The sequence below is a fragment of the Rhodococcus sp. FG69 genome (assembly GCF_057808915.1).
The window spans coordinates 31,755-54,484 of the sequence record NZ_JBMDIX010000012.1 but is presented as its reverse complement, the minus strand read 5'-3'; the positions used below and the strand labels follow the sequence as shown (position 1 = coordinate 54,484).

Sequence of the window (22,730 nt, the reverse complement as noted above, 5' to 3'; positions counted from 1 at the left end):
TACGCTGAGGCCATGGTTTCTGCATCCGCAGGAGGCACGATCGCCTTCGTACTCATCATCGCAGCCCTGGTGTCGATCACCCGCGATTCCGTTCTGGGATTGATCGCCAAGGTGGCATGGGCGTTCGTGGCGTTCGTCCTGCCCTTCGTCGGGCCGATCCTCTGGTTCGCAGTGGGGAAGCGTTACCCGTACGGAGTCGACGGCGGCAATCGAAGGCAGTTCCGCGCCACCGAGGAACACGGATGAACAGGTCGACCGACCCGAACCAGCCCGGTGTGTATCGGATAGCCGAGGTCTCGCCAGAACCCCTCGACATCGAGGCGTCAGGGCCGCCACATGAAGCGCGAACGGAAGGCGAAGCCAAGCGCGTCGCACACATGCTGTTGCGCAGGCGACCTCGAAGCACCCTCACCGTGATCTTCGAGCCCGTGGACGGTGAGCCGTACGTAATCAGCGTCCTCGACCAGGACGGATGGCGCTAGTCACATATGGACCAAGCCGATCAGGTGACGATGTCCCACTGAAGCGAGCCGTCGAGAGTGCGTGGTTCGTACCAACCGAGCGCTGCTCCTGTCGCAACAGATTCTCGGACCTCACGAATCATGTGGCTCAACGACTTCCACTGAGGCATTCCCATGTGATCGCCCTCGTTACCGCGATGGGAGACACAGCCACGGAGATCGCCCGACCGCACGTCACAGAACACATAGTGCGAGTCCCACTTCGCAATAGGTATGTAACCCGGCAGGAATAGGTGGTCCTCGGCGTCCACGCCTGCCGTTCCAGCCGCAGACACCAGATCTTCGTAGCTTTCTTCGTATCCGTCTGGGTCGTCGGCGACGATCTCCGCCATCACTTCGATCATCATGGCGTGGCAATCGGGAATTTCTCCTACTGACAACAAACGTCCGGTCGGGAGGATCGAACCTGCCCCGCCGACATCGTTCTCGCCGTCGTGCAGAGTGAAGAACTCACGCAACTCGTCCGGCCACGGAGCGGTCGCGCGTTCGGCAGCGACTACGGCCTCGTACCCCGCCGGCCGACGGATCGTCGCGAATGTCCTTGGGGCCGCATCGGCAAGCACCGTCGACAATGCTGTCCACTCTTCACTGATCGACACGCCGCCACACTACTGTGAATCCGGAGAGTGGGATCACGCAAGCCGATTCTTCAGCGCAAGCAGATGTGATCGGCTCAGTTCCTCGGCCCCCGATTCGTCGTGGTTCGCGATGGCATCGGCCAGATGAACGTGGGCGTCGTGATCGCTGTCGCTCCCGAATTCCCGGTGGATGCGCAACATTTCGATCATCGATTGCCGCACACGCGGAGTGAAGCTGTCGAACAGTTCGTCGAGGATGGGGTTCTGCGCAGCTGCGACGACGCAACGATGAAAGGCGATGTCGGCGTCGACGTGTTCTTCGATTCCCGACCGTCGCACCTGCCGTTCGGCCAGTGCACGCCGGATTCGTTTCAAGTCCGTAGCCGATCGACGCTGAGCTGCCAGGCCTGCCGCCGCCGTTTCGATCGCGTTGCGCGCTTCGATCACCGCGATGATGTCAGCACGCTGCAGCACAGCATCCCAGTCGTCACGAACATCCAGGGCAGCGACGAACACTCCTGCGCCTTGGCGAGACGTGAGCACACCACGCCCAGCCAGTTGCCGGATCGCTTCGCGGACGGTCGATCGCCCGACACCCAGCTGAGGCGCAAGCGTCGTTTCACCTGGGAGCTTCTCCCCGAGATTCCACTCTCCCGACGTGATGCGACCGAGCAACAACTCTGCCGCCTGGTCTGCCATCGTGACTCGTTGTATGCCCACAACCAACACCTTACTTCTCTACTTGTCTGAGGAGTTCTGCTACCGTCTACTCATACCCACCATCGGGCTACATCATCTCAGTCGAGACGGCGAGACCCAGCAGAGCAAGGACAAGTCATGAACCCTGCATCGTCGATCCGCGTGTCTTCACCCGCCGGCCCAGTGCCCGAGTACGCGCCGATCTGGAATCGGCAGCGCCATTCCCAGATGCCCTCGCACCGCTACTCGGACGTCTACTCCCGCGTCGAGGTTCCGCTCACCGAGCGCGTGTGGCCGACCCGTCGCCTCACCCACGCCCCACTTTGGGTGCCGGTCGACCTGCGGGACGGCAACCAGGCCCTCGCCGAGCCGATGGACCCACCACGCAAGCGACGGTTCTTCGAGCTGATGGTTCGAATGGGCTACAAGGAGATCGAGGTCGGATATCCCTCTGCATCGCAAACCGACTACGACTTCGTCCGCCTCATCGCCGACACCGACATCGCACCCGGCGACGTGACGATCGTGGTGTTCACCCCTGCCCGTCGCGATCTGATCGAACGAACCGTCGCGTCGGTACGCGGCATCACCAACCCCGTCGTCATCCACATGTATACCGCCACCGCTCCGACCTGGCGCGATGTCGTCCTGGGACATGACCGAGTCGACCTGCAGGACCTCATCGTCGCAGGCGGACGAGACGTACTGAAGTATGCGGGCGACTTGCCCAATGTCCGGTTCGAGTTCTCACCCGAGGTCTTCAATCTCACCGAGCCCGACTACGTATTGACGATCTGCGATGCCATGACCGACCTGTGGGACGCTAGCCCAGACCGTCCGGTGATCCTCAATCTGCCGGCGACCGTCGAGATCGCGACGCCGAATGTGTATGCCGATCAAATCGAGTACATGCACCGCAACCTGTCTCGCCGCGACAGCGTGATTCTGTCCGTGCATCCGCACAATGACCGTGGTACCGGGATCGCGTGCGCCGAACTTGCCGTCCTGGCAGGCGCCCAGCGAGTAGAAGGCTGCATCTTCGGGAACGGTGAACGTACCGGAAACGTCGACATCGCCACCCTTGCGCTCAACCTGCACGCTCAGGGCGTCGACCCGATGATCGACTTCTCCGACATCGACGAGATCCGCCGAACCGTCGAGCACTGCAACCGAATCGAGATTCACCCGCGTCATCCGTATGTCGGAGACCTCGTTCACACCGCGTTCAGTGGCACTCATCAGGACGCGATCAAGAAGGGCTTTGCCGAGCACCGCGCTCGCGCAGCCGCAGAGGGTCGATCCGAACAGCAGCTGGAATGGCGAGTGCCGTATCTGCCGATCGATCCGGCCGACATCGGTCGAAGCTACGACGCCGTCATCCGGGTCAATTCCCAGTCGGGCAAGGGCGGCATCGCGTACCTGCTCGAGTCCGAGTACGGCATCGAGCTGCCACGGCGCTTTCAAATCGACTTCGCCAGGCACGTTCAGAATCACACCGACGACACCGGCACCGAAGTGGCCGCAGGAGATCTGTGGGACATCTTCCGACGAACGTACCTGTCGCACAACGACAACGCACGCGCCATCTCACTCGCGGGTTACGACACATCCGAGTCGGCCGGACGGATTCGCACGGACCTGACACTGAAGGTCGACGACGTAGAAGTGGTCAGCGCGCATGACGGTGTCGGTCCAGTGGAAGCACTGACAGACGCCCTCGCCGCGCACGGCACCCACGTCGACGTTCTCAGTCTCCATCAAACGAGCGTCGATACCGGCAACGACAGCGACGCACTGACCTTGCTGGAATACCGCGTCGGGAACGTCGTTCGATGGGCCGCGGGACAGGAACGCTCCGTCCTCGCCGCAAGCATGGCCGCGGTCGTCAATGCTGCTAATGCAGTGCGATACGCAACCCTCAAGAAAACTGCCGATCTCCTTCGATGATCTGAGAGGCTGCGCGGAGTAGACCGCATCGACTGTGACGCTAATGTCGACTCATGACATGTTCCCAGGCCACCCGTTGGTCGTGCATGGCAGCTCTGCTCGCGTTCTGCGTGATCGGATGCAGAGCTCCGTCCGAGCCATCCCCCGAGGAAGTCGAGATCGGAACCGCATACAGCTACGAGATGTACACCCATTGTGGTGCGCTGGAAGCAAAGTTCGCGGGTGAGTACTGGGAAGTGGATCCGACCAATGCTCAGCAGACCAATTCCTCGACGAGCTGGGACGATCCCTACCAAGAGGGCACGATGACGCGCTTGTCGGAAACCTCAGCAGTGTTCAAGGCCGAGGGGACACAGAAGCACTACCGACTACGACCAGAAGCGGCACACTTCCTCCGAACCTGTGCGTGATCATGTCAATTCGCGATCTACTTGCCAGCCTGTGAGCTCACGAAATTGTGCGCCTCCTCCACCAGGCCGAACCATAAGTCGGCTGTCGAACGCGGGCTCGACAACAGAGCGACTTCCGCCCATTCACGCATGGTGCGCTTGCCCATGGTGACTTGTTCTGCGCTTCCCTCACTGGCTAGCTCGACGATGCGGGCGTGCGGCAGTTTGACGATTAGGGTCCCACCGAATCCGACGAACGCGAACACCTTCCCGCGGCATCGCAGAGCGGGGTTACGGAACATCGTCCCCAGGTCTGCGTCCAGATTGTGAGCGTGACAGTGCTCGTGTAGGTCGTCGATCGATGGATGAAGCTCCATCAATACAGTCTTCCACTGCATTGGAAACTATGGTAGTTATTGAGTATGAACACATTCGACACGCCGAAAGGCGCATGAGCGCCCGCACATCCCCCACTTTCGGTGCCGAGACACCGGGGTGTAGATCATGAAGCTAGCCGAAGCCCTCGCTGAACGAGGGGAGCTGATCCGGCGCACCGAACACCTGAAGGTTCGGATTCTGGCGAACGCCCGCCATCAAGACGGCGAATCACCTGCAGAGAACGCTTCCGTGTTGCTGTCGGAGTTCGGCACGGTGCTCGACAGGCTGGAAGTGCTGATTCGCAGAATCAATCGCACCAACAGTGCCGCAATGGTGCACGACGGAACCATCACCGACGCACTAGCATCCCGTGACGTTCTGCGCATGCGGCACAAAGCCATATCCGCGGCTGCGGACGCAGCATCGGGGCGAGAACACGAGCACCGTTACGGCCCACGTCAGCTGCGGTCGGAACTCGTCTACATAGCAGCATTGCCGGTCGCGGAATTACGTTCTGCTGCTGATGATCTCGCCAGACGTATACGGCAAGTCGACCTCGAGATTCAACGTGTCAACTGGGAGTACGACCTGATCGACGAGTGAAGTGGCTGCCGGGCAGTAGGTAGTCTTCTTCGAAGCGAGCACGTGCCGCGGGTCGGCGGATTTCCGGCCCTTCTCCTGCGTGGTGAGCAGCGTCCGAGCAATCACTCGGATAACAGTGCAGCTCAGTACACTTCACGGAGGACGGTGCATCGCGCACATCACATCACCGTGTGCTGGTCGAAGAAGACGAGGGTGGGTAAGGGGCCGCCCGGCAGCAGAATTGTTCGAACACCCTACTCGTCGGCGCACACTCCAGTGACCGAACGACTCATTCGGTCACTACCCGAGCTGAACGCGCACCTTCCAGCCCACACACAAGTTACAACCTGCGCACTCGCTGCAACCTGCGCAGCAACCCGGCCGCACCCCAGTGACCGAACGACTCATTCGGTCACCAACCCGAGCTGAACTCCCCCGCTATCCTCGACGCATGGACGCTCCCACGATCGACCTTCGTCGCCCCGCGCTCGTAGTCGTCGACGTACAAGCCGGATTCGACGACTACGAGTTCTGGGGCCCGCGCGACAACCCGGAATGCGAGAGCAATATCGCAGCACTCGTGAACTTTTGGCGAGCTAACTCCTGGCCCATCGTCTTCGTCCAGCACGACTCCGACGACCCACTCTCTCCGCTGTCGCCGTCGAGCCCAGGGCACGCGTTCAAGGATGTGATCGGGGGTGCACCGGATCTATTGGTTCGCAAACGGGTCAACTCCAGCTTCTATGGCACACCGGATCTCGACGCATGGTTGCGCGCCGAGGGCATCGACCAAATGGTGATCTGCGGAATCACGACCAATCACTGTTGCGAAACCACAGCGCGAATGGCCGGAAACCTCGGCTACGACACGTACTTCGCCATCGACGCCACGCACACCTTCGATCGCCTCGCCCCCGACGGAACGACCGTACCCGCGGCAACCCTGTCGTCCATCACCGCGACGAACCTACATGGGGAGTTCGCGACGGTGGTCAGCACAGCTGCCCTACTCGCGGACTGAACTGCTATGCAGCACGAGCGGTCCGACGCCACGATCGAATATCGCACTCGATTTGCTGTCGACGACACCGAACTCTCGCGGCTTCACCACGATGCGTTCGGTGGACACTATGAACTTGTCTCCTGGCGTTCCCAATTGGAGCGGCACAGCAAGTCGTGGGTTGGAGCGTTCAGCGACGGACGGCTCTGCGGGTTCGTGCATGCGGTGTGGGATGGAGGCCGGCACGCGTTTCTACTCGACACGGCAGTCGACCCCCGACTTCAACGAAAAGGCGTAGGTAGCGCCCTAGTGTCCACCCTAACCTCGGATCTGCGTTCAGCTGGAATCGAGTGGTTGCATGTCGACTACGAGCCCCACCTGACTCAGTTCTACACCGTTGCATGCGGTTTCGCGCCGACAACTGCGGGGCTGCTGCGGTTGTAGGAACCTCAGTAGCTATGCCGATTCACGGGCACAGACGTGTTCTGGCCAATGAGCCACTGCCCGCTCTTTCGCTGCCACACATAGCTGGGTCGACCTTCCTGTCTCGGGACCAGCACTTCGCCGTCTGCTGTCAGGTACTCCTGATTCACACCCGTCAACGCGATGTCCGGGGTGACGAATCGAATGTGGTCGACGTCGTACCGCACGGATCCATCAGAAAACGCCCCCGGCAGCACTTTTCGAGTGAACGCAGCGATAGCGTCGCGGCCGATCAGACGAACACCGCCAGCACTGACCCAGACGGCCTCGTCGTCGAACAGCGCCAGGAAGCCGTCGACATCCTCACTGCGTTGGGCACGCTCGAATCGACACCACTGCACCGCCGCCCCAGCGGCCACCACGACTGCGCATCCTCCACCGGACCTGGCGAACGATCCAATTCCGTTGTGCGATAGCCGAACTGTTCCGATAGGCTACATCGCAAGTCACAATCGGGATCAGACCAGATTCATCGCTGCGGCCAGCATGTCCTGATACGAACCACCCTGCGCCCGTTGCGTTCCAGGCGGAATCAGCAAATACACCGCCGCGCCCGACAGTACAACCAGTGGCGAGTCAACACAGCGCCACGACCATCGCTGCTGTTCCAAGACCCGCAACGTCCTGTACCACCACGACGCACCAGCCACCACCAACAGACCCATGAGCAGCAGATCTGTCACCAACTCGTCCGGCGCGGTCATACCCGACAGAGTGGCAGGAACGTTGTACCGCATTGCCAGCAGTCCGAGTACGGACATCGCCGTCATCGCCAGCGTTCCGAGCCCGGGCGGACGGGGTAACCCACTTTCGGCGCGACCCATGCAGCCACGGTACTGATACCTTTCGGTATGAGTTTCACCAGGGACAACGTCCCAGCCCGACGCGTGGCGCAGTTCCTCGGCCTCGTAGGGATCGCCGTCGGAATCGTCGCCGTGTCCGCTATGTTCACCACCGCACCGATCAATCCGTTGATCGCGATTGCATCGTTCGTTCCTCTGTTTCTGGTGGTCACCGGCCTAGGGTTGCTGGTGTCCCTGGTCTTTCGACGCTGGATTCTGCTGACGGTGTCGGTTGTCGTCGTCGGCGTCGCGACGGTGGTTGTCGCACCCCTGTACGTGGCCAACAGCGATACCGTCGACGGCCCGTCGTTGAGAGTCATGCAAGCCAACCTGCTGTTCGGCGCTGCGGATCCCGCCAGCTTGGTCGACACCGTGCGTGAGCGTGACGTCGATGTCCTCACGGTCCAGGAACTCACCGAGACGCTTGCGACAAGGCTCGAAGACCGCGGACTCGAACAGCTGTTGCAGTATCAATACTTGATTCCCGACGAGAGTGGCGGTGGCGGTGCCGGAATCTACAGCCGCTACCCGCTGACCGACACCAGAGAGCTCGACGGCTACGGACCGACCAATCTGGTTGCCACCGTAGATTTCACGACGCCATTCACCCTCGTCGCGGTGCATCCGGGCCCGGCCGTCGTCACCCCACCCGATATATGGACCACAGAGCTCGACAACCTACGCCAACAGCTGGCCGCGTTCGCTGCCACCGACAGCCCCGTCGTCGTGAGTGGAGACTTCAACACCACCTACCTTCACAAGCAATTCCGCGATCTACTCGACGCAGGGTATGCCGATGCGGCCGACCAACTGGGTTCCGGCATCGTGCCGACATACCCGGCGGACAAGCAGTTCCCCGCCATCGTCGGAATCGACCACGTGCTCACCAAGGATGCCCGTGCGCAGTCGTTGGAGCGCGTCACGATCACAGGTTCCGACCATCACGGGCTGATCGTCGACGTCGCTATCGGATAGCTGCGCGCGGATTTGCCAGGTGCGCGGCCAGTTGCCAGCAATCCGACGCGCACCTGGCAATTATGTGCGCATCTGCGGTGCGCAATCGGACAGAACTTCGATACCGACGTCGGCCAGCGCCTCGAGTGCGGTGTCGTGTGCACTCAGCGATGTCCCAGCGCACCCGTCGGACCTCACTGTCACGCGGTAGCCCAGGCGGTGTGCTCCCCGGGCCGCGAGATCGACACCGAAATCGGTGACCACGCCGTCGACGACGATGTGCTCGATACCATTGCGCCGCAGCTGAAGATGGAGGCCCGGATTGCTCCAGATATCTCTGTCATGTTTCGTTGCAACGAGATCCCCGGGTTCCGGCAGCATAGTGGGATGAAAACGTGATCCCTCACTATCGGGATCGGAGCGGGGATCGCTCGAGTCCAGGCTCAGATAGCGAGTGCACACCACCAGCGATCCTTGCGCCCGCAACTCCTCACGAATACCGTGTGCCCGACCGAGAACGTCCGGATCGTGCCCGAGCGCGATGATCCACGGTTGAAAGTCGATCTCGAGCAGTGCTGTCTTCGAGCCGATCATTTCAGTAACGGGTCCCGACGGCGGACGGCGCATTGTCCAGGATATCGAGGTCCTCGGCCGTGAGGACAAGCTGTGCGGCAGAGAGATTGGCGTCGAGATGTCGAGTCTTGGTGGTGCCCGGAATCGGGATGACATGCGGACCCTGAGCAAGAACCCATGCCAGAGCGATTGCGGCCGAGGTGGTCTCGTGCCGCCGCGCCACTTCCGCGACGGCGTCGACGATCGCTTGATTCTGCTGTGCTGCTTCACCGTTGAACCTGGGGAGAGTGGACCGGAAGTCCGAGGACGAGAGATTCTCTGTGTTCAGTTCCCCGGTCAGGAATCCGCGACCAAGTGGAGAGAACGCAACGAATACGGCGTCGCGTGCTCGTGACCATTCGACGATGCTCCCGTCTTCGGATCCGTCCCCCAACGCATCTCGGGTCCATACCGACAGCTCGGACTGCACAGCCGCAACCGGATGGATGGCATGCGCTGTGTCGGCTTGCGCGGTAGTGACCTCGCTGAGCCCGAGTGCTCGCACTTTGCCTGCTTCGACGAGCTCGGACAGAGCTCCCCATGACTCCTCGATGGGCACCTGTTCGTCGACGCGATGCAGGTAGTACAGGTCGATCGTGTCGATTCCGAGCCGACGAAGGCTGTTGTCGCAGGCCTGACGGAGATGCTCGGGACGTCCATTGCGAGCGATCGTCGGCCTGCCGTCGACGATGGATCCGATGAGTCCGCCCTTCGTCGCGATGAGCACGTCTGCACCGCCCAAAGCACGTCCGACGACGGTCTCGTTCTCCCCCGCAGCGTAGGCGTCGCTGGTGTCGAAGAAGTCGATGCCCGATTCCAGCGCGTGGGCGAGTACCTGCGATCCTGCGCGAGACGATTCGGGGTTGACGGTCGAGTATGCCCAGTTGATGCCCATGCAGCCGAAGCCCACAGCACTGACGTCGCGATCGAGCGCGGGAATTTTACGAGTTGGGTGTGTCATTGCCGCTCCTGGCCTTGTTCGTCTATCGGGGTTCCATTGCAGTCGAGCCCACGCGAAACCAGATCTTCGTAGTGGGAAATCTTCGCTTCCAGGGCGTCACTGGCCTCGGTCAGAGTTCGTTGACGTTCGGCTATACGCTCGCGATGTCTGGAGAGCAGTTCGATCCTCGACTGATGAGTGCCCGCACCGCCGTCGACGAGTGTGGCGAATTCGCGCATGTCAGCCGTCGGCATGCCCGTCGATCGAAGCCGCGACAGCAGCTGGACCAACGCAACCATTCGTGGCGTGAACGTCCGACGGCCGTCGGACGTTCGAGCAATGCCGGGGATCAGTCCCTCACGCTCGTACCACCGCAGCGTGTCCTGGCTGAGCCCAGAGCACGCGGCCATCTCGGCGATTCCAATCCCGTCATCGATCGGGGCGGCAGCGATCCGTGCACTCATGAAAGCGACGCTACGTCTTGGAGTGCACTCGAACGCAAGGCAGGACTTCACCACCATGGAGTGGTCTACATCACCCATTATTGGATACTCAGCCGGGATTCATGAACTACCGGATAGGTGCGGTCAGCGGATCCGGCGCCCGACGCCCACGACCGTCGTCGCTCACGGTTGCGAGTCCTTCGCGGGCCCAGTACTCGAATCCGCCGATGAGTTCACGGACGTTCGTGTAGCCGAGGTTTGCCAGGGTGAGGGCGCCGCGCGTGCTCCCATTGCATCCCGGGCCCCAGCAGTAGACGACGATCGGCGAGTCCCGGTCGCCAACAAAGTCCTCAATGCGCTTGTCGAGGTCGGCGTTCGGGATGTGCACGGCCCCGGGGATACGGCCCTGACTCCATGACGCCGCAGAGCGGGTGTCGATGACGATCATGGGAGCACCAGTGGCCCGGTCTGCGGCAAGGTCAGCCGGGTCGATCTCGTAGGCAAGTTTCGCGGCGAAGAACTCGGCCGCCGACAATGATGGCTTCATGCCGATCATTAGACAGCTCACCAGAACTGAAGAGAACTACTGATCCACGGATAGAACCGCACTTCTGCAGCACATTCCACGGTATATTCCCACCCGTGCAGTCGAAATCACGGTTGGACCTCGATTCGACCGATCACGCCATTATCGAGCTCCTGCAACAGGACGGTCGCGCCAGCGTCGCGCAACTCGCACGCGCAATCAGTATGTCGCCCAGCGCAACAGCCGATCGCGTACGACGCCTCACCGACGGCGGTGTGATCACGGGCTACTCCGTCACCGTCGACCCCGAAGCGCTCGGGTACACCGTGACCGCGTTCGTGCGGTTGGCCTACCCGACGGGCAATTACAAGCCCTTCCACGATCTGGCCGACTCGCTGCCCGAAGTCATCGAGGCACATCACGTCACGGGCGCGGATTGCTTCATCATCAAGGTGGTCGCACGGTCGATGCGCGACCTCGAACGAATTACCGGACGGCTTGCCACGCTCGGGGGCATCACAACCAACGTCGTCTACTCGAGCCCAGTTCCATCCAGGCACATAACGCCGGCCTGAACAGCCAGAACACTCAACTCGGTGGCACCCGTCACACACGCCCAGTGACGTGATCCTCACGGCAAACCGATAGCTCCGTGTGGACAACTTACTCGCCGGTAACCCATGCTCGCTTCCGTCGCCGCACCCGTGGCCGACGCAACTGGTCGGACGAGGGTGAAACATGAGCATGAACCGTCGGAAATTCGTCAAGGCCGCCGGAATCGCAGGAACAGCTGCGGCTGCAACGCTTCTCGGCGGTACCGCGCAGCGCGCAACTGCGGCACCGGTTCTCGACTCGATGTACGCGCAGTTCGTGCCCGAAATCTACGCCCCGGTCGAGTACGCACCGGCCCACTCGGATGCCATCGTGGTGGGTTCTGGGTTCGGCGCAGCCATCACCGCACGCCGCTTGGCAGACGCGGGCGTGTCGGTCACCATCGTCGAGCGCGGATCCCGCTGGCCCAGTGACCCGTTCCGGCAGATCTTCGCCAACGACTTCATGCCGGACGGTCGCGCATTCTGGCGGAGCCCAGGCCTCGCACCGCTGACGGGCCTGCCCACCGTTCCCACCGACTCGTTCGGCGGCGTCTTCGACGTGTCCGAACACGGAACCATCGATGTCTGGCGAGCCGCAGGGGTAGGCGGTGGGTCGCTGGTCTTCACCGGTGTCATGATCGCCCCGGAACGCCGCTACTTCGACGCCGTGTTCGGGTCCACCCTGTCCTACGACGAACTGACCTCGGTGTACTACCCTCGCGTCCGGTCCGAGCTGCGCCTGTCCGCCATGCCGGACGACGTCTACGCCTCCACTCCGTTCACCCACTCGCGGGTGTGGGACGCGCAGGTTCGCCGCGCCGGGTACACCCCGTTCCGCATCGACGGAATCTGGAACTGGGACACCGTCCGCGCGGAACTGAGCGGCAGATCGCGGCCATCGGCCATCCTCGGCGAATCCAATCTCGGAAACTCCAACGGCGCAAAGTTCGATCTGACGCAGAACTACCTGGCATCGGCGGAAGCGACCGGTCGATGCACGATCCATCCGCGCCACGAGGTCACGACCGTCACGCAGGAGCCGAACGGAAGGTACGCCCTGACGGTGTCCATCCTCGCGCCCGACGCATCGGTGATCGATCGACGCACCATCACCTGCGACAGACTGTTCCTCGGCGCAGGTTCCATGGGCACGTCCGAGCTGCTGGTCCGCGCTCGCGACACCGGGGCGTTGCCGAACCTGGACGAGCACATCGGCGAAGGCTGGGGCACCAACGGTGATGCAGCTCTGGTGCGCGGCATGAGCGCAGAGGGCGTCGGCGTCGTACAGGGCTCCCCCTCGGCGACGCGCATCACCGACGAATCGGGCACGCCGCTGACATTGGAGAATTGGTACGTACCCGGCTCCCCTGTCGACCTGTCTCTCATCGGCTCACTCGGCATGGTTCTCGACCCCACTCGTGGCCGGTTCGTCTACGACCCTGCATTCGACGCAGTACGGCTCGAGTGGCCGGACCAGGGCAATCGATACGTCGAAGAAGCACTCAGAGCGGTACACAACACGATCGCCGAACGCTCCGACATCGGCACTGGATATCCGCCACTGGGCGTGCGAGATGTCAACGCGACCTTCACCGCTCATCCGCTGGGTGGCGTCGTGCTCGGGAAGGCAACCGACGGGTACGGGCGGGTGAACGGTTACGACGGCCTGTACGTCGTCGACGGTTCACTCGTGCCTGGCAGCACCGGGATCGTCAATCCGTCGCTGACCATCAGCGCTTTGGCCGAGCGCAACGTCGAAGAGGTGCTACGAGCGCGCGGCTGACGCGCTGCTCGCCGCGCAGTCCAACATCGCGAATGCGGACCGGAGCTGCCCGCGCGCGGTGTCGATCTCGTCGACGTTTCCGGCGAAGTGGTGCAGAAGCGCCCGCTGAAAAATGCCATCCAGAAGGATGTAGGCCGACGCCCGGTCCATAGTCGGCGTCGTTCCCAGCAGATCGCAGTAGCGAACCACGACGCGCCAGATCATGTCTTCGCGGCGCGCTTCGATGTCGAGTACGTCGCTTCGGAACAAGCCGTCGAACAGGGCCTGATTCCGCAGGTCGTACCACAAGCGGTGAATTCCAGCGTCCGCGACGAGAGTGGCGAAGTACTTATCGGCGAAGTCGGAGAACAAGTGCTCGGCGTCGGCAGCGCTTGCGACCACCTCGTCGTAGCGGGTGACACAGATGGCTTCGTACTGGCGCACCGCATGGGTGATGAGATCGAGCTTGTCCGTGAAGTAGTAGTGCAGCACGCCGTGTGAGTACTCGGAATTCTGCGCGATTTCCCGGAGCGATGTGCGTGCATACCCGAGTTCGGCGAGCGTGTGCAGCGTCGCCTCTGCCAGCTCGGTGCGTTTGGCCTCGAACTTGTTGCGAGCACGCTCTTCGACACGCGCGCGGGGATCGGCAGTCTGGGTCATTATCCGTGTCCTTTCCGCGCGCTCGTCGTGAATCACTCGACATCAGTGTAGGCCCGACGTCATTTTTCCAAACTTTGGGCAGTCGTCAAGAAAAATCTTGACGTCTGTATAGATTCTCCCATAGTGTGATCGGCAGCACATCTTGGGAGCGCGGATATACACCCTCCCGAAGAAGGTGCCCCGGTTCCAACCCACCTCGGTCCGCCGTGCTGGCAGACCGTTCACGAGAGGACCTTTTCCATGCCAACCGACAAGCGCGTCGTCGTCTATGGAGCGTCGGGATACACCGGTCGACTGATCTGTGAATACCTGAGGGAGTACAACATCCCGTTCCTTGCCGCCGGCCGTAGCCAGGGCCGAGTGAAGGGCATCCTCGACGCGGTCCCCGGCATCGACACCGTCGAATACGAGATCGCCGAGGTCGAACACACCAAAGATGCTCTAGTGGAGGCATTCCGGGGTGCAGAGGTTATTCTCAACACCGTAGGTCCGTTCTCACGCTTCGGACACGAAGTGGTCCAGGCATGCCTCGAGATCGGCGCGCACTACACCGACACGACCGGTGAGCAGGACTGGATGATCGACGCCGAGAAGAAGTACGGCGCCGACTTCGCGTCCCGAAACATCGTGCTCACACCAGGTTTGGCCCAGATGTACAGCATCGGGGAGATCGCTGCGAACATCTGTCTCGAGACACCCGGACTGGACACGCTCGACATCGAGGTCTTCTGGAAGGGGCATCCGACCGTCGCGTCGACCAACACCATCCTGACCAACGCCGCCTTCTCCAAGGCCTTTTACCTCGAGCAGAACGAGTATGTCGAGTGGCCGGCCGACGACGGGGTCTTCCAGGTCGTGGTGCCCGGTCAGCACGAACTCGGTCTGGCGCTGCCGTGGGGCGGGACGTCACATCCGGTGTGGTTCAAGAACGATCCGCGGGTCGCGAACGCCAAGGCCTACGGCGGCGTGATCAACAAGCCGCTGATGCTGGCGGTGCCCCAGATCATCTCTGCTGCACTGGCACAGATGGAGGGCAAGTCGGATGCCGAGAAGTACCAGATCATCGACACGGTGTCGGCCTCGGTCCGTAGCGAGACTCCTCCTCGCGAGAACCCGCGAATCAACACCTCGCTCGATTCGGTGTACGCGTCGGGTCCGCTCGGACGGGTGCACACAGTGATCCACGGCAACTGCAACTACAAGCAGACCGCGCTGCTCAACGCATTCGCGGCTGCGCACCTGCTGCAGGGGCCACCGAAGAAGGTCGGATTCGCCTCCAGCTGCCAGGCATTCGGTCATCGAGAACTACTCGGCGTGCTGCGCGCGTTCGGACTTGTACTCGACCCCATCGTCACCGCACACAGCTGAGGACAGGGCCGATGAGGCTGTCCGACTACCTCGACAAAGGGGTATCACTGGGCCGAGATGCACCGTGTCTGACCATGGGTGACCGAACCCGAAGCTACGGGGAGGTCTACGACGACACGGTGAGGATCGCCAGCGCACTGCAACACACCGGGATCGACACGGGCGATCGTGTGGCAGTGCTGTCCGCCAACGATCCGCTCGCGCTGACGTGCGTGTTCGCGATCTCGCGAGCAGGTGCAGTGTGGTGCCCGATCAACCCGCGCAACGAGGCAGACGAGAACCGTCAACTGTTCGACCTGTTCGGTTGCCGATTCTTGTTCTTTCAGAGCGCTTTTGCCGAACTTGTTGCTCGTATCCGCGACCAGTTGCCACAACTGGAATGGATCGTATGTCTCGACGGGGAGGTGCCGGGCGCACTGTCGTACGAGCAGTGGCTCGCCGAACACGGATCCGACTCGGTCGCCGACAGACGGCCTGCCGACGGGCTGTGCATGATCGCCGGAACCGGCGGCACCACGGGCCGACCGAAGGGCGTGTGCCTGACCGAGGAGAACATGATGACCTCCACGGCGACGGCGTTGATGAGCTATCCCTTCGGTGAACGTCCGCAATACCTAGCGCTCGCGCCGCTGACTCATTCGGCAGGAGTGCTGACGTTCCCCGTCCTCAGCCTCGGAGGACATGTGGTCGTCATGCCGGCCCCCGACGTCGGGAAGTTTCTGTCCCTGATCGAGAAGCACGGCATCACGCACGCATTTCTTCCTCCGACGGTCATCTACGGTGTACTCGATCATCCGGATCTCGACGGAACGGACCTGTCGTCGTTACGGTGCCTATGGTACGGCGCAGCACCGATGTCACCGACGCGGCTGGAGGAGGCCCTGACCCGAATCGGGCCCGTTCTCGGACAGCTGTTCGGACAGACCGAGGCACCCAACATGATCGCCACGCTCGCACCGGCCGATCACTTCCGCAGTGACGGCTCCATCGCCATCGAGCGGCTGACCTCCGCCGGCAAACCGACACCGCTGACGTCGGTCGCGATCATGAATGACGACGGTGCACTGCTCGGGCGCGGCGAGCGTGGCGAGATCGTCGTCCGCGGCCCTCTGGTGATGCAGGGCTACCACGAGAATCCCGACGCCACAGCCGAAGTCGGTGCGCATGGCTGGCACCACACCGGTGACATCGGGTATCTCGACGACGACAATTATCTCTACGTCGTCGACCGGGCGAAGGACATGATCATCACGGGTGGCTTCAACGTCTACTCGGCCGAGGTGGAACAGGCGTTGCTGTCCCACCCCTCGGTCAAGGAAAGTGCCGTCGTCGGCCTACCCGACGCAAAGTGGGGTGAACGGGTCACCGCTGCAGTTCTTCTTCGTCCCGGCCGCGAAGCGTCAGGAGAAGAACTGATCGACTTCGTGAAGAAGCGAATAGGCAGCATCAAGGCGCCCAAACAGATTCAGATATGGACCGACCTTCCCCGTTCGAAGGTCGGGAAGGTTCTCAAGACCGAAGTGCGCACCACCATGACACTCTCAGCATCATCGAAAGGAAGCACACCATGACCGAGTTCGAGGGCAAGCGAGTATTCGTCACCGGCTCCGGCGCCGGCATCGGAAAAGCCATCTCCAAGATGTTCATCGACCGTGGTGCACGCGTCGTCGTCAGCGATGTCGACGAGGGAGCGGCAGCCAAGGCCGCCGAGGAGATCGGCGCTGCAGGCATCGCGAACTGCGACGTCTCCGATGAGGGCCAGGTGCAGACCGCAGTCGCGCAGGCCGTGGAGATTCTGGGCGGACTCGACATCCTGGTGAACAACGCCGGTATCGAAATCTCGTCGCCGCTGCTGCAGCAGTCGACGGAGAGCTTCGACAAGATCTATGCCGTGAACGTGAAGGGCCCGTTCCTGGTCATGAAGGCCGCGATCGGCCCGCTGGTCGAGTCGAAGGGCAACATCGTCAACATCGCCTCACTCGCCGGCGTCGGCGGCAGCCCGCTACTCGGTTCCTATTGCGCCACAAAGGCTGCGGTCATTCAGCTCACGCGTGTCGCGGCCATCGAGATGCGAGCCTCGGGAGTCCGGGTGAACGCCGTATGCCCCGGCTTCGCCGACACTGCAATGGTCGATCGATTGGTCCCGGACTTCGAAGCCGCTACCCAGATGCCGTTCGGCGATCTCGTCGCTGCCAAACAAGGACGGTTGGGAACACCCGAGGACATCGCAGAGGTAACGCTGTTCCTCGCGTCGAACGACAAAGCGTCGTGGATCACCGGAAGCCACTACATTCTCGACGGGGGCCTGTCGGCGTCGCTCGTCTAGGTCTTCACTCACCCGCAAACAACGGTGACAAGAAACGGCGTTCGTAGCGCCTGATGCATCCCGTGGTCCGAGCGAACCGGAATGCCTCGATGCAGTCGGGGTCTACGGCGGAATCCTGTCGGTACTTCTCGTAGGCCGCAAGTGAGTCGAAGGTGAACAGCGCGAACGCTTCGTCGCTGTCACCTTCGCTCGGCAGGAAGTAGCCGTGATGTCGACCGCCGAACCGCTCGACGAGAGGAATCCATCGACGGCCGTACTCGCGGAAGTCGTCGAGTCGGTCGGGGTCGATCTCGTACCGCAGGTGTATTGAGATCATCGTTCATCTTTCGGCAGGTTGTGCAGCGGACTGGTAGTCCCATTCTGGGGCCTTACAAGGTGGAATCGATAGCCAGTTCCTCAGCCGTGGACTGCACCCATGGGCCAATCAAGGTCACTCTTGCCCACGACAATACCGATCGGTATTGATTTCTCGCGGAGGCGACGCCACAGTGGACAGGTGACCACAACACGTTGGAACCACAACATCCACGGTGCCATGACGAACCACGATCCTTCAACGGTAGTACCTGAATCGATGTTCGCGTGGCTCACCGACGGTCACGGAACAGACACCCTTCGACGTACCGCTGTGGCGGTGCCCTCCCCTGGCGAACACCAGGTTCTTCTTCGGATGCGCGCATGGTCACTCAACTATCGCGACCTTCTCGTCATCAACGGCGAGGACGGATGGAGTCCGCCACGTCCAGTCGTGCCTTTGTCCGACGGCGTCGGTGTCGTCGTAGCGCGCGGGGACGGTGTGACGAGGTTCGATCTCGGTGGTCGAGTTTCGCCGATGTTCCTGCCGCACTGGCAGAACGGCGAACTCAGCGACGAGAAGTACGTCTTGCCGGTCGGTGGTCCGGTCAACCGCGGGTTGCTTGCGGAATACGTCGTGGTCCACGAGGACGAGGCAGCCGAGCCGCCGCGGACACTGACCACTGCAGAGGCGGCGACACTGCCCGTCGCAGCTCTCACGGCCTGGCACGCAGTGGTGGTCCGAGGACAGGTCGAGGCTGGACAGACCGTGCTCGTCCACGGCACCGGAGGCGTTGCACTCCACGCGATCCAACTAGCTACAGCTCTGGGCGCCCGCGTGGCTGTGACGTCGAGCAGCGAGGAGAAGCTGGCACAGGTGCGCGCACTCGGGGCCGAGCACACCATCGACTATCGACGCGACGACGTTGCGCAGAGCGTTCTGGACTGGACCGACGGGCGTGGCGTCGACCATGTGGTCGAGACCGTCGGTGGGGAAAATCTCAACGTCTCTCTGAGGTCGGTTCGAGTCGGCGGAAGTATCAGCTTCATCGGTCTGATAGCCGGCCTGTCGGCGTCGATCAACACCTACGACTTCGTGACCCGCAACGTCACGATCCACGGAGTCGAGACGGGATCACGCGAGATGTACGAGCAGCTGACAGCTTTCGTCGACGAGCACGGCATTCGGCCCGTGGTCGATTCCGTGTCCAGTGCAACGTCCGAGACCGAGATCGCGAAGGCCCTTCACCGGTTGGAGAGCGGTGGGGCGTTCGGCAAGCTGGTCCTGGTAGCCGAATAGGTCGATCTGCGCGGTATCTCACGTCGTCCCGTCGTCGCCTTTCGCGGGCACCACGTCTTCGGTTTCGCGGCTACGGCTGCGAACGATCCGCACCGCCAGGACCGCGATGATCACCAGCACTCCGACGAGCAGGACCGCCGTATTCGACACCGAATCGCTGATGTTGCCGAGTGACACCTGAAGCGAGTACTGACTGTCGACGCCCATCACTCCACCGAGGTTGGCGGTTCCTTCCGTGAGCAGGAACAACACACCGATGCCGACGAAGAGCAAACCCGATACCAAAGACGTGGTGTGGGTGCGTACTGGACCGATTTGAATTTCTCTGCCGCGCAACCATGTTCGCGAGCCCAGCGAGAATCGGTCCCACGCCAGGGCGAGAACGAACAAGGGAACCACCATCCCCGCTGCGTAGAGCGCCATCAGGACCCCGCCGTACATCGCCTGCCCGCCGGCTACCGCAACCGTCAGCACTGCGCCGAGCAGCGGCCCGGAACAGAAGCCTGCGAGCCCGTACACCGCTCCGAGCGCGAACACCGAGCCGGTGGAGGAGACGTCGATGCGTGCGGCTGCTCGCTGCGCCGAACCCAGTGCAAATCCGCGGCCGACGATGATCATCACCCCGAGTCCGATGATGATCACTCCGCCGATCATCGTGGTGATCTCGCGGTATTGGGTGATGGCGGAGCCGATGGCACCGACTCCGGCTCCGAGGGGGACCAGTACCGCGGCAAGCCCGAGGTAGAAGACCCCGGTGCGGCCGGCGAGCTTGCCGGCTCCGCCGAACGCGTAGGCGAAGAACGAGGGCAACAGCAACGCCGAGCAGGGGCTGACCAGGGCCAGAAGTCCGCCGAGGAATGCTCCGAGAAGACCGATCTGAGACATCAGGTCCCTATCCGGCCGCAGCGTCGATCAAGTCGACGAATTCCGAGAACGGTTGCGCTCCAAGAACGGGATCGCCGTTCACCGAGAACGCCGGTGTGGCCGGGATACCGAGCGATTGCGCCTCGTTGGCGTCCGCGGTGATCGCGGCGTCGAACTCGGTTCCGGTGGCATCGTCGGTGAATCGTGCGAGATCTGGGACACCGGCCTGTCGAGCATAGGATTCGAGCGATTCGATGGTCAGGTCTGCATGCCCGGTCTCGGGTGCGTCGGCGTAGACCGCATGGGTGAACTCCCAGAACTTGTCTTGGGCCGCGGCGGCTCGAGCGGCTCGAGCGGCGTCGAAGGACTGCTGCCCGAAAATCGGGAGATCACGCCATTCGATGCGCAGGGTGCCGGCGTCGACGTACCGGTCGATCAATTGTGGCTCGGTCTCCCGACTGAACTGGGCGCAGAACGGGCACCGCAAATCCGAGAACGCAATCATCACGACGGGCGCATCGACCTCACCGAGGGCCATCGGATCGTCGACCGTGCGGCGCGCGAGGTCCCCTAGGGGACCCATCTCCTGTATCGCACTCGCTCCCCCGTCCGCGGCCGCCTGCGGTTCGTCGCTACCGCGCATTCCGACCACCAGAACTCCCACAAGGACGGCAGCCACCAGCACGGCGATACCAAGAAGCCAGGCGTCTCGGCGGCGGGTGGAACGAGATGGCGAAGTCATGCAATACCTTTCGGTAGTCGGCGATGCTGGCGAATATACCCATCCGGGTATACCCTCACGACACACCCTACGCACACAACTACGACCCGTAGGAGAATCCAGTTCATGCCTGAGCCCACTACGTCCGTACGCCGCGACGTCAATGTCGCTGTAGTTCCCGATAGTCGGGAACTCAGCGCAGCCGGACGACCCAGCAGGTGGGGGATGCGACTACTGCGCGGCACCCTGACCGGGGTGATCGCCACGCTCGTGGTCGGGATTCCCACCGACATCATCGACACCCCGGTGTTCGGCCGCGAGGTTCCGGTGCGGGCATGGGAGCTCCCGGTCCTGCTGGCTACGGCCGTGTTGACCGCCGTGTGGTTCGGTATCGACAAGCCCGAGCAGTCCGAGCGCACCGGCACTCCGGCCGCTCTCGGAGTAGTGCTGACCTTCTTCGCCGTCGGCTGTCCCGTGTGCAACAAGCTCGTCCTCCTCACGCTCGGCACATCAGGCGCATTGGGGCTGTGGGCGCCGATACAACCGATTCTTGCGGGCGTATCGCTGACAATGTTGGTGGCAGCCGTGGTCTTCCGATGGCGCAGACGCGACTGCACTACATCGTCGTGCTCGGTATGACCTGAGCGCCCTCGACGCACGCCGCTCTTGGCACCTCAAAAAAGGACAAAGGTTGGAGGATCGAAACATTCTGACCGACTTGCCAATAAGCGTTCGAGTCGCCGCCATCGCCACAGCGGGAATCTGCGCTGTGTCGAGTTTCTCCGGATGCAGTCGATCAACGGTCGCCGAGGTGAACGGTTCGAATGCAGTCGCGGTCGAGAATCCGTCGACGTCGCAACTGATTTCACCTCCCGGATTCCTCGAAACCCCATTGTGGTCGGTCCCGTTCATCTCGACGCCCCAGGTTGTCGACGAAGGATTCGCCGGAATACTGGGCTACACAGAGGCATCCGATTCGGCGACAGTGCAGGTACTCGGCGACACCGGCGCACCACGGTTCGGGGTCGACGTGCCGGCGAACCGCCTACAGTTCGCCGTCGCATCTGTCCGTGGTCGTGAACTACTGATCACCCAGGACGTCGGCGACACCGACTCCGACAACATCGATTATCTCACCGCACGCGACACCCGGACCGGTGAAATCGTGTGGGGCCCTGTCCGCACCCAGGGCTGCTTGACCGGGACCGGGCTCCTGATCGACGCCGATTACAATGCTGCAGAATCGAATTCAGCAGAGGGAGCGGTATCGGCAGCCGACGGACACACCATCGACCTGAGTGGCGCGGTCACAGAATTCGGCGGACACGCGGTCGTCGCCGACGGCGAGAACGCGCGAATCGTCACCGTCGATACCGGGAACACTGCCTGGTCCACCGAAACGCTGACACCGCCGCCCGCAGCTCTAGCCGGATCCGCACGATTCATCGGTGCCGCGGGCAACTCGGTGATCGTTGCGTGGACAATCCCTACTCGTTCCGAGCCGATCCAAGCGGTCTACCGTCTTTCGGACGCCGAAGTCCGATGGGTAAGTGGTGCTCGCACCCCGATGACGGTTGTTGCCGATGCCAGTAGCGGATCAACCCTGATCACTACCGATGACCTCACCGACGACGGTATCGCGGTTCTGTTCGAGCAATACGGCACCACAGGGTTCACCGCCGATCAATTTCCCGGCGCGTACCGCTTCACACTCGTCGGCGGAGTCGTGTACGGCGGCTCGAAATCGGATGTGACCGCCATCGATGCGGCCACCGGCCGCGTCACCGGCACTTCACCAGGCGATGCGCCGACAGTGGTGACGTCCAACGGTGTCGCACTGGCTGCGGATACCGGCGGGTACACCGCGTTCAAGGTCGTACCCCACTTCTGAGAACCCCGCCGAATTCCGCGACCGCCGCCGTTCATATACCCCATGGGGTATAGTCGG

Annotated in this window: 30 protein-coding genes; 16 read left to right on the top strand and 14 right to left on the bottom strand. The window is 62.2% G+C overall.

The window, feature by feature from the left end:
* Positions 1-12 precede the first annotated feature (12 nt).
* Together ACODSO_RS11665 and ACODSO_RS11660 are read left to right on the top strand one after the other, a co-directional pair.
* A complete protein-coding gene (locus ACODSO_RS11665; RefSeq protein ID WP_489037119.1) occupies positions 13-246 on the top strand; it encodes a PLD nuclease N-terminal domain-containing protein in 234 nt (77 codons plus the stop codon).
* The gene (locus tag ACODSO_RS11660; protein ID WP_489037118.1) at positions 243-482 is read left to right on the top strand and encodes a hypothetical protein; all 240 of its coding nucleotides are present in this window, start codon (positions 243-245) and stop codon (positions 480-482) included. The genes ACODSO_RS11665 and ACODSO_RS11660 overlap by 4 nt, the downstream gene beginning before the upstream one ends.
* Before the next feature lie 20 nt (positions 483-502).
* Here ACODSO_RS11660 and ACODSO_RS11655 read toward each other — a convergent pair whose 3' ends face one another.
* Both ACODSO_RS11655 and ACODSO_RS11650 read right to left on the bottom strand, forming a co-directional pair.
* The gene (locus tag ACODSO_RS11655; RefSeq protein WP_489037117.1) at positions 503-1,120 is read right to left on the bottom strand and encodes an SMI1/KNR4 family protein; all 618 of its coding nucleotides are present in this window, start codon (positions 1,118-1,120) and stop codon (positions 503-505) included.
* Positions 1,121-1,153: 33 nt separating this feature from the next.
* Positions 1,154-1,798, bottom strand: a complete 645-nt coding sequence (locus ACODSO_RS11650) for a FadR/GntR family transcriptional regulator (protein ID WP_489037116.1) — start codon at positions 1,796-1,798, stop codon at positions 1,154-1,156.
* Positions 1,799-2,026: 228 nt separating this feature from the next.
* Between ACODSO_RS11650 and ACODSO_RS11645 the strand changes: the two genes are divergently transcribed.
* Together ACODSO_RS11645 and ACODSO_RS11640 are read left to right on the top strand one after the other, a co-directional pair.
* A complete protein-coding gene (locus tag ACODSO_RS11645) occupies positions 2,027-3,745 on the top strand; it encodes a 2-isopropylmalate synthase (protein ID WP_489037173.1) in 1,719 nt (572 codons plus the stop codon).
* Between the two features lie 53 nt (positions 3,746-3,798).
* Positions 3,799-4,155 carry a hypothetical protein gene (locus ACODSO_RS11640; RefSeq protein ID WP_489037115.1) on the top strand — a complete coding sequence of 119 codons (357 nt, stop codon included), beginning with the start codon at positions 3,799-3,801 and terminating at the stop codon, positions 4,153-4,155.
* 17 nt (positions 4,156-4,172) lie between these two features.
* Here ACODSO_RS11640 and ACODSO_RS11635 read toward each other — a convergent pair whose 3' ends face one another.
* Positions 4,173-4,532 carry a hypothetical protein gene (locus tag ACODSO_RS11635; protein ID WP_489037114.1) on the bottom strand — a complete coding sequence of 120 codons (360 nt, stop codon included), beginning with the start codon at positions 4,530-4,532 and terminating at the stop codon, positions 4,173-4,175.
* A 106-nt stretch (positions 4,533-4,638) separates the two neighbouring features.
* On the opposite strand from ACODSO_RS11635, the gene ACODSO_RS11630 reads away from it, so the two are divergent.
* Both ACODSO_RS11630 and ACODSO_RS11625 read left to right on the top strand, forming a co-directional pair.
* Positions 4,639-5,115 (top strand): DIP1984 family protein, encoded by a 477-nt coding sequence (locus tag ACODSO_RS11630; RefSeq protein WP_489037113.1) that lies wholly within the window; start codon positions 4,639-4,641, stop codon positions 5,113-5,115.
* Between the two features lie 430 nt (positions 5,116-5,545).
* A complete protein-coding gene (locus ACODSO_RS11625; protein ID WP_489037112.1) occupies positions 5,546-6,115 on the top strand; it encodes a cysteine hydrolase family protein in 570 nt (189 codons plus the stop codon).
* Here the strand turns inward: ACODSO_RS11625 and ACODSO_RS11620 are convergent.
* Positions 6,101-6,316: a hypothetical protein gene (locus ACODSO_RS11620; RefSeq protein ID WP_489037175.1), complete on the bottom strand. Its 216-nt coding sequence runs from the start codon at positions 6,314-6,316 to the stop codon at positions 6,101-6,103. The two genes, ACODSO_RS11625 and ACODSO_RS11620, sit on opposite strands and share 15 nt — an antisense overlap.
* Between ACODSO_RS11620 and ACODSO_RS11615 the strand changes: the two genes are divergently transcribed.
* Positions 6,251-6,538: a GNAT family N-acetyltransferase gene (locus ACODSO_RS11615; protein WP_489037172.1), complete on the top strand. Its 288-nt coding sequence runs from the start codon at positions 6,251-6,253 to the stop codon at positions 6,536-6,538. The genes ACODSO_RS11620 and ACODSO_RS11615 overlap by 66 nt on opposite strands.
* A gap of 5 nt (positions 6,539-6,543) precedes the next feature.
* Here ACODSO_RS11615 and ACODSO_RS11610 read toward each other — a convergent pair whose 3' ends face one another.
* Entirely contained in the window at positions 6,544-6,939 is a 396-nt protein-coding gene (locus ACODSO_RS11610; RefSeq protein ID WP_489037111.1) for an SgcJ/EcaC family oxidoreductase, read from the bottom strand.
* A gap of 96 nt (positions 6,940-7,035) precedes the next feature.
* The gene (locus ACODSO_RS11605; protein ID WP_489037110.1) at positions 7,036-7,401 is read right to left on the bottom strand and encodes a hypothetical protein; all 366 of its coding nucleotides are present in this window, start codon (positions 7,399-7,401) and stop codon (positions 7,036-7,038) included.
* Between the two features lie 27 nt (positions 7,402-7,428).
* Between ACODSO_RS11605 and ACODSO_RS11600 the strand changes: the two genes are divergently transcribed.
* On the top strand, positions 7,429-8,394 hold the full coding sequence (locus tag ACODSO_RS11600) for an endonuclease/exonuclease/phosphatase family protein (protein WP_489037109.1): 966 nt from the start codon (positions 7,429-7,431) through the stop codon (positions 8,392-8,394).
* 60 nt (positions 8,395-8,454) lie between these two features.
* Here the strand turns inward: ACODSO_RS11600 and ACODSO_RS11595 are convergent, their stop codons facing one another.
* From ACODSO_RS11595 to ACODSO_RS11580, 4 genes are all read right to left on the bottom strand, one after another.
* Positions 8,455-8,967, bottom strand: a complete 513-nt coding sequence (locus ACODSO_RS11595; RefSeq protein WP_489037108.1) for a cysteine hydrolase family protein — start codon at positions 8,965-8,967, stop codon at positions 8,455-8,457.
* A 1-nt stretch (position 8,968) separates the two neighbouring features.
* Entirely contained in the window at positions 8,969-9,946 is a 978-nt protein-coding gene (locus ACODSO_RS11590) for an aldo/keto reductase (protein ID WP_489037107.1), read from the bottom strand.
* The gene (locus tag ACODSO_RS11585) at positions 9,943-10,389 is read right to left on the bottom strand and encodes a MerR family transcriptional regulator (RefSeq protein WP_489037106.1); all 447 of its coding nucleotides are present in this window, start codon (positions 10,387-10,389) and stop codon (positions 9,943-9,945) included. The genes ACODSO_RS11590 and ACODSO_RS11585 overlap by 4 nt, the downstream gene beginning before the upstream one ends.
* Positions 10,390-10,495: 106 nt before the next feature.
* A complete protein-coding gene (locus ACODSO_RS11580; protein WP_489037105.1) occupies positions 10,496-10,915 on the bottom strand; it encodes a rhodanese-like domain-containing protein in 420 nt (139 codons plus the stop codon).
* Positions 10,916-11,010: 95 nt separating this feature from the next.
* Between ACODSO_RS11580 and ACODSO_RS11575 the strand changes: the two genes are divergently transcribed.
* Both ACODSO_RS11575 and ACODSO_RS11570 read left to right on the top strand, forming a co-directional pair.
* Complete coding sequence (locus tag ACODSO_RS11575; protein ID WP_489037104.1) at positions 11,011-11,469, top strand: Lrp/AsnC family transcriptional regulator; 459 nt, start codon at positions 11,011-11,013, stop codon at positions 11,467-11,469.
* Positions 11,470-11,632: 163 nt separating this feature from the next.
* Positions 11,633-13,270, top strand: coding sequence for a GMC oxidoreductase (locus ACODSO_RS11570; protein WP_489037103.1), 1,638 nt, complete (start codon positions 11,633-11,635; stop codon positions 13,268-13,270).
* Here ACODSO_RS11570 and ACODSO_RS11565 read toward each other — a convergent pair.
* Positions 13,253-13,909, bottom strand: a complete 657-nt coding sequence (locus ACODSO_RS11565; RefSeq protein ID WP_489037102.1) for a TetR/AcrR family transcriptional regulator — start codon at positions 13,907-13,909, stop codon at positions 13,253-13,255. The genes ACODSO_RS11570 and ACODSO_RS11565 overlap by 18 nt on opposite strands.
* Before the next feature lie 240 nt (positions 13,910-14,149).
* On the opposite strand from ACODSO_RS11565, the gene ACODSO_RS11560 reads away from it, so the two are divergent.
* Genes ACODSO_RS11560 through ACODSO_RS11550 form a run of 3 tightly spaced genes read left to right on the top strand, consistent with a single transcriptional unit; the run spans position 14,150 to position 17,603 of the window.
* The gene (locus tag ACODSO_RS11560) at positions 14,150-15,277 is read left to right on the top strand and encodes a DUF5938 domain-containing protein (RefSeq protein WP_489037101.1); all 1,128 of its coding nucleotides are present in this window, start codon (positions 14,150-14,152) and stop codon (positions 15,275-15,277) included.
* 11 nt (positions 15,278-15,288) lie between these two features.
* Positions 15,289-16,848 carry an acyl-CoA synthetase gene (locus ACODSO_RS11555; protein ID WP_489037100.1) on the top strand — a complete coding sequence of 520 codons (1,560 nt, stop codon included), beginning with the start codon at positions 15,289-15,291 and terminating at the stop codon, positions 16,846-16,848.
* A complete protein-coding gene (locus tag ACODSO_RS11550) occupies positions 16,845-17,603 on the top strand; it encodes an SDR family NAD(P)-dependent oxidoreductase (RefSeq protein ID WP_068372322.1) in 759 nt (252 codons plus the stop codon). The genes ACODSO_RS11555 and ACODSO_RS11550 overlap by 4 nt, the downstream gene beginning before the upstream one ends.
* Before the next feature lie 4 nt (positions 17,604-17,607).
* Here the strand turns inward: ACODSO_RS11550 and ACODSO_RS11545 are convergent, their stop codons facing one another.
* A complete protein-coding gene (locus ACODSO_RS11545) occupies positions 17,608-17,919 on the bottom strand; it encodes an NIPSNAP family protein (protein WP_338888631.1) in 312 nt (103 codons plus the stop codon).
* Positions 17,920-18,099: 180 nt separating this feature from the next.
* Between ACODSO_RS11545 and ACODSO_RS11540 the strand changes: the two genes are divergently transcribed.
* Entirely contained in the window at positions 18,100-19,197 is a 1,098-nt protein-coding gene (locus ACODSO_RS11540) for a zinc-dependent alcohol dehydrogenase family protein (RefSeq protein ID WP_489037099.1), read from the top strand.
* Positions 19,198-19,215: 18 nt separating this feature from the next.
* On the opposite strand, the gene ACODSO_RS11535 is transcribed toward ACODSO_RS11540, so the two are convergent.
* Together ACODSO_RS11535 and ACODSO_RS11530 are read right to left on the bottom strand one after the other, a co-directional pair.
* Positions 19,216-20,082 (bottom strand): cytochrome c biogenesis CcdA family protein, encoded by an 867-nt coding sequence (locus tag ACODSO_RS11535; protein WP_068372277.1) that lies wholly within the window; start codon positions 20,080-20,082, stop codon positions 19,216-19,218.
* Between the two features lie 7 nt (positions 20,083-20,089).
* Positions 20,090-20,803 carry a DsbA family protein gene (locus tag ACODSO_RS11530; RefSeq protein ID WP_489037098.1) on the bottom strand — a complete coding sequence of 238 codons (714 nt, stop codon included), beginning with the start codon at positions 20,801-20,803 and terminating at the stop codon, positions 20,090-20,092.
* Between the two features lie 105 nt (positions 20,804-20,908).
* On the opposite strand from ACODSO_RS11530, the gene ACODSO_RS11525 reads away from it, so the two are divergent.
* Together ACODSO_RS11525 and ACODSO_RS11520 are read left to right on the top strand one after the other, a co-directional pair.
* Positions 20,909-21,421 (top strand): hypothetical protein, encoded by a 513-nt coding sequence (locus ACODSO_RS11525; RefSeq protein WP_489037097.1) that lies wholly within the window; start codon positions 20,909-20,911, stop codon positions 21,419-21,421.
* A 172-nt stretch (positions 21,422-21,593) separates the two neighbouring features.
* Positions 21,594-22,673 carry a hypothetical protein gene (locus ACODSO_RS11520; RefSeq protein ID WP_489037096.1) on the top strand — a complete coding sequence of 360 codons (1,080 nt, stop codon included), beginning with the start codon at positions 21,594-21,596 and terminating at the stop codon, positions 22,671-22,673.
* Positions 22,674-22,730 lie beyond the last annotated feature (57 nt).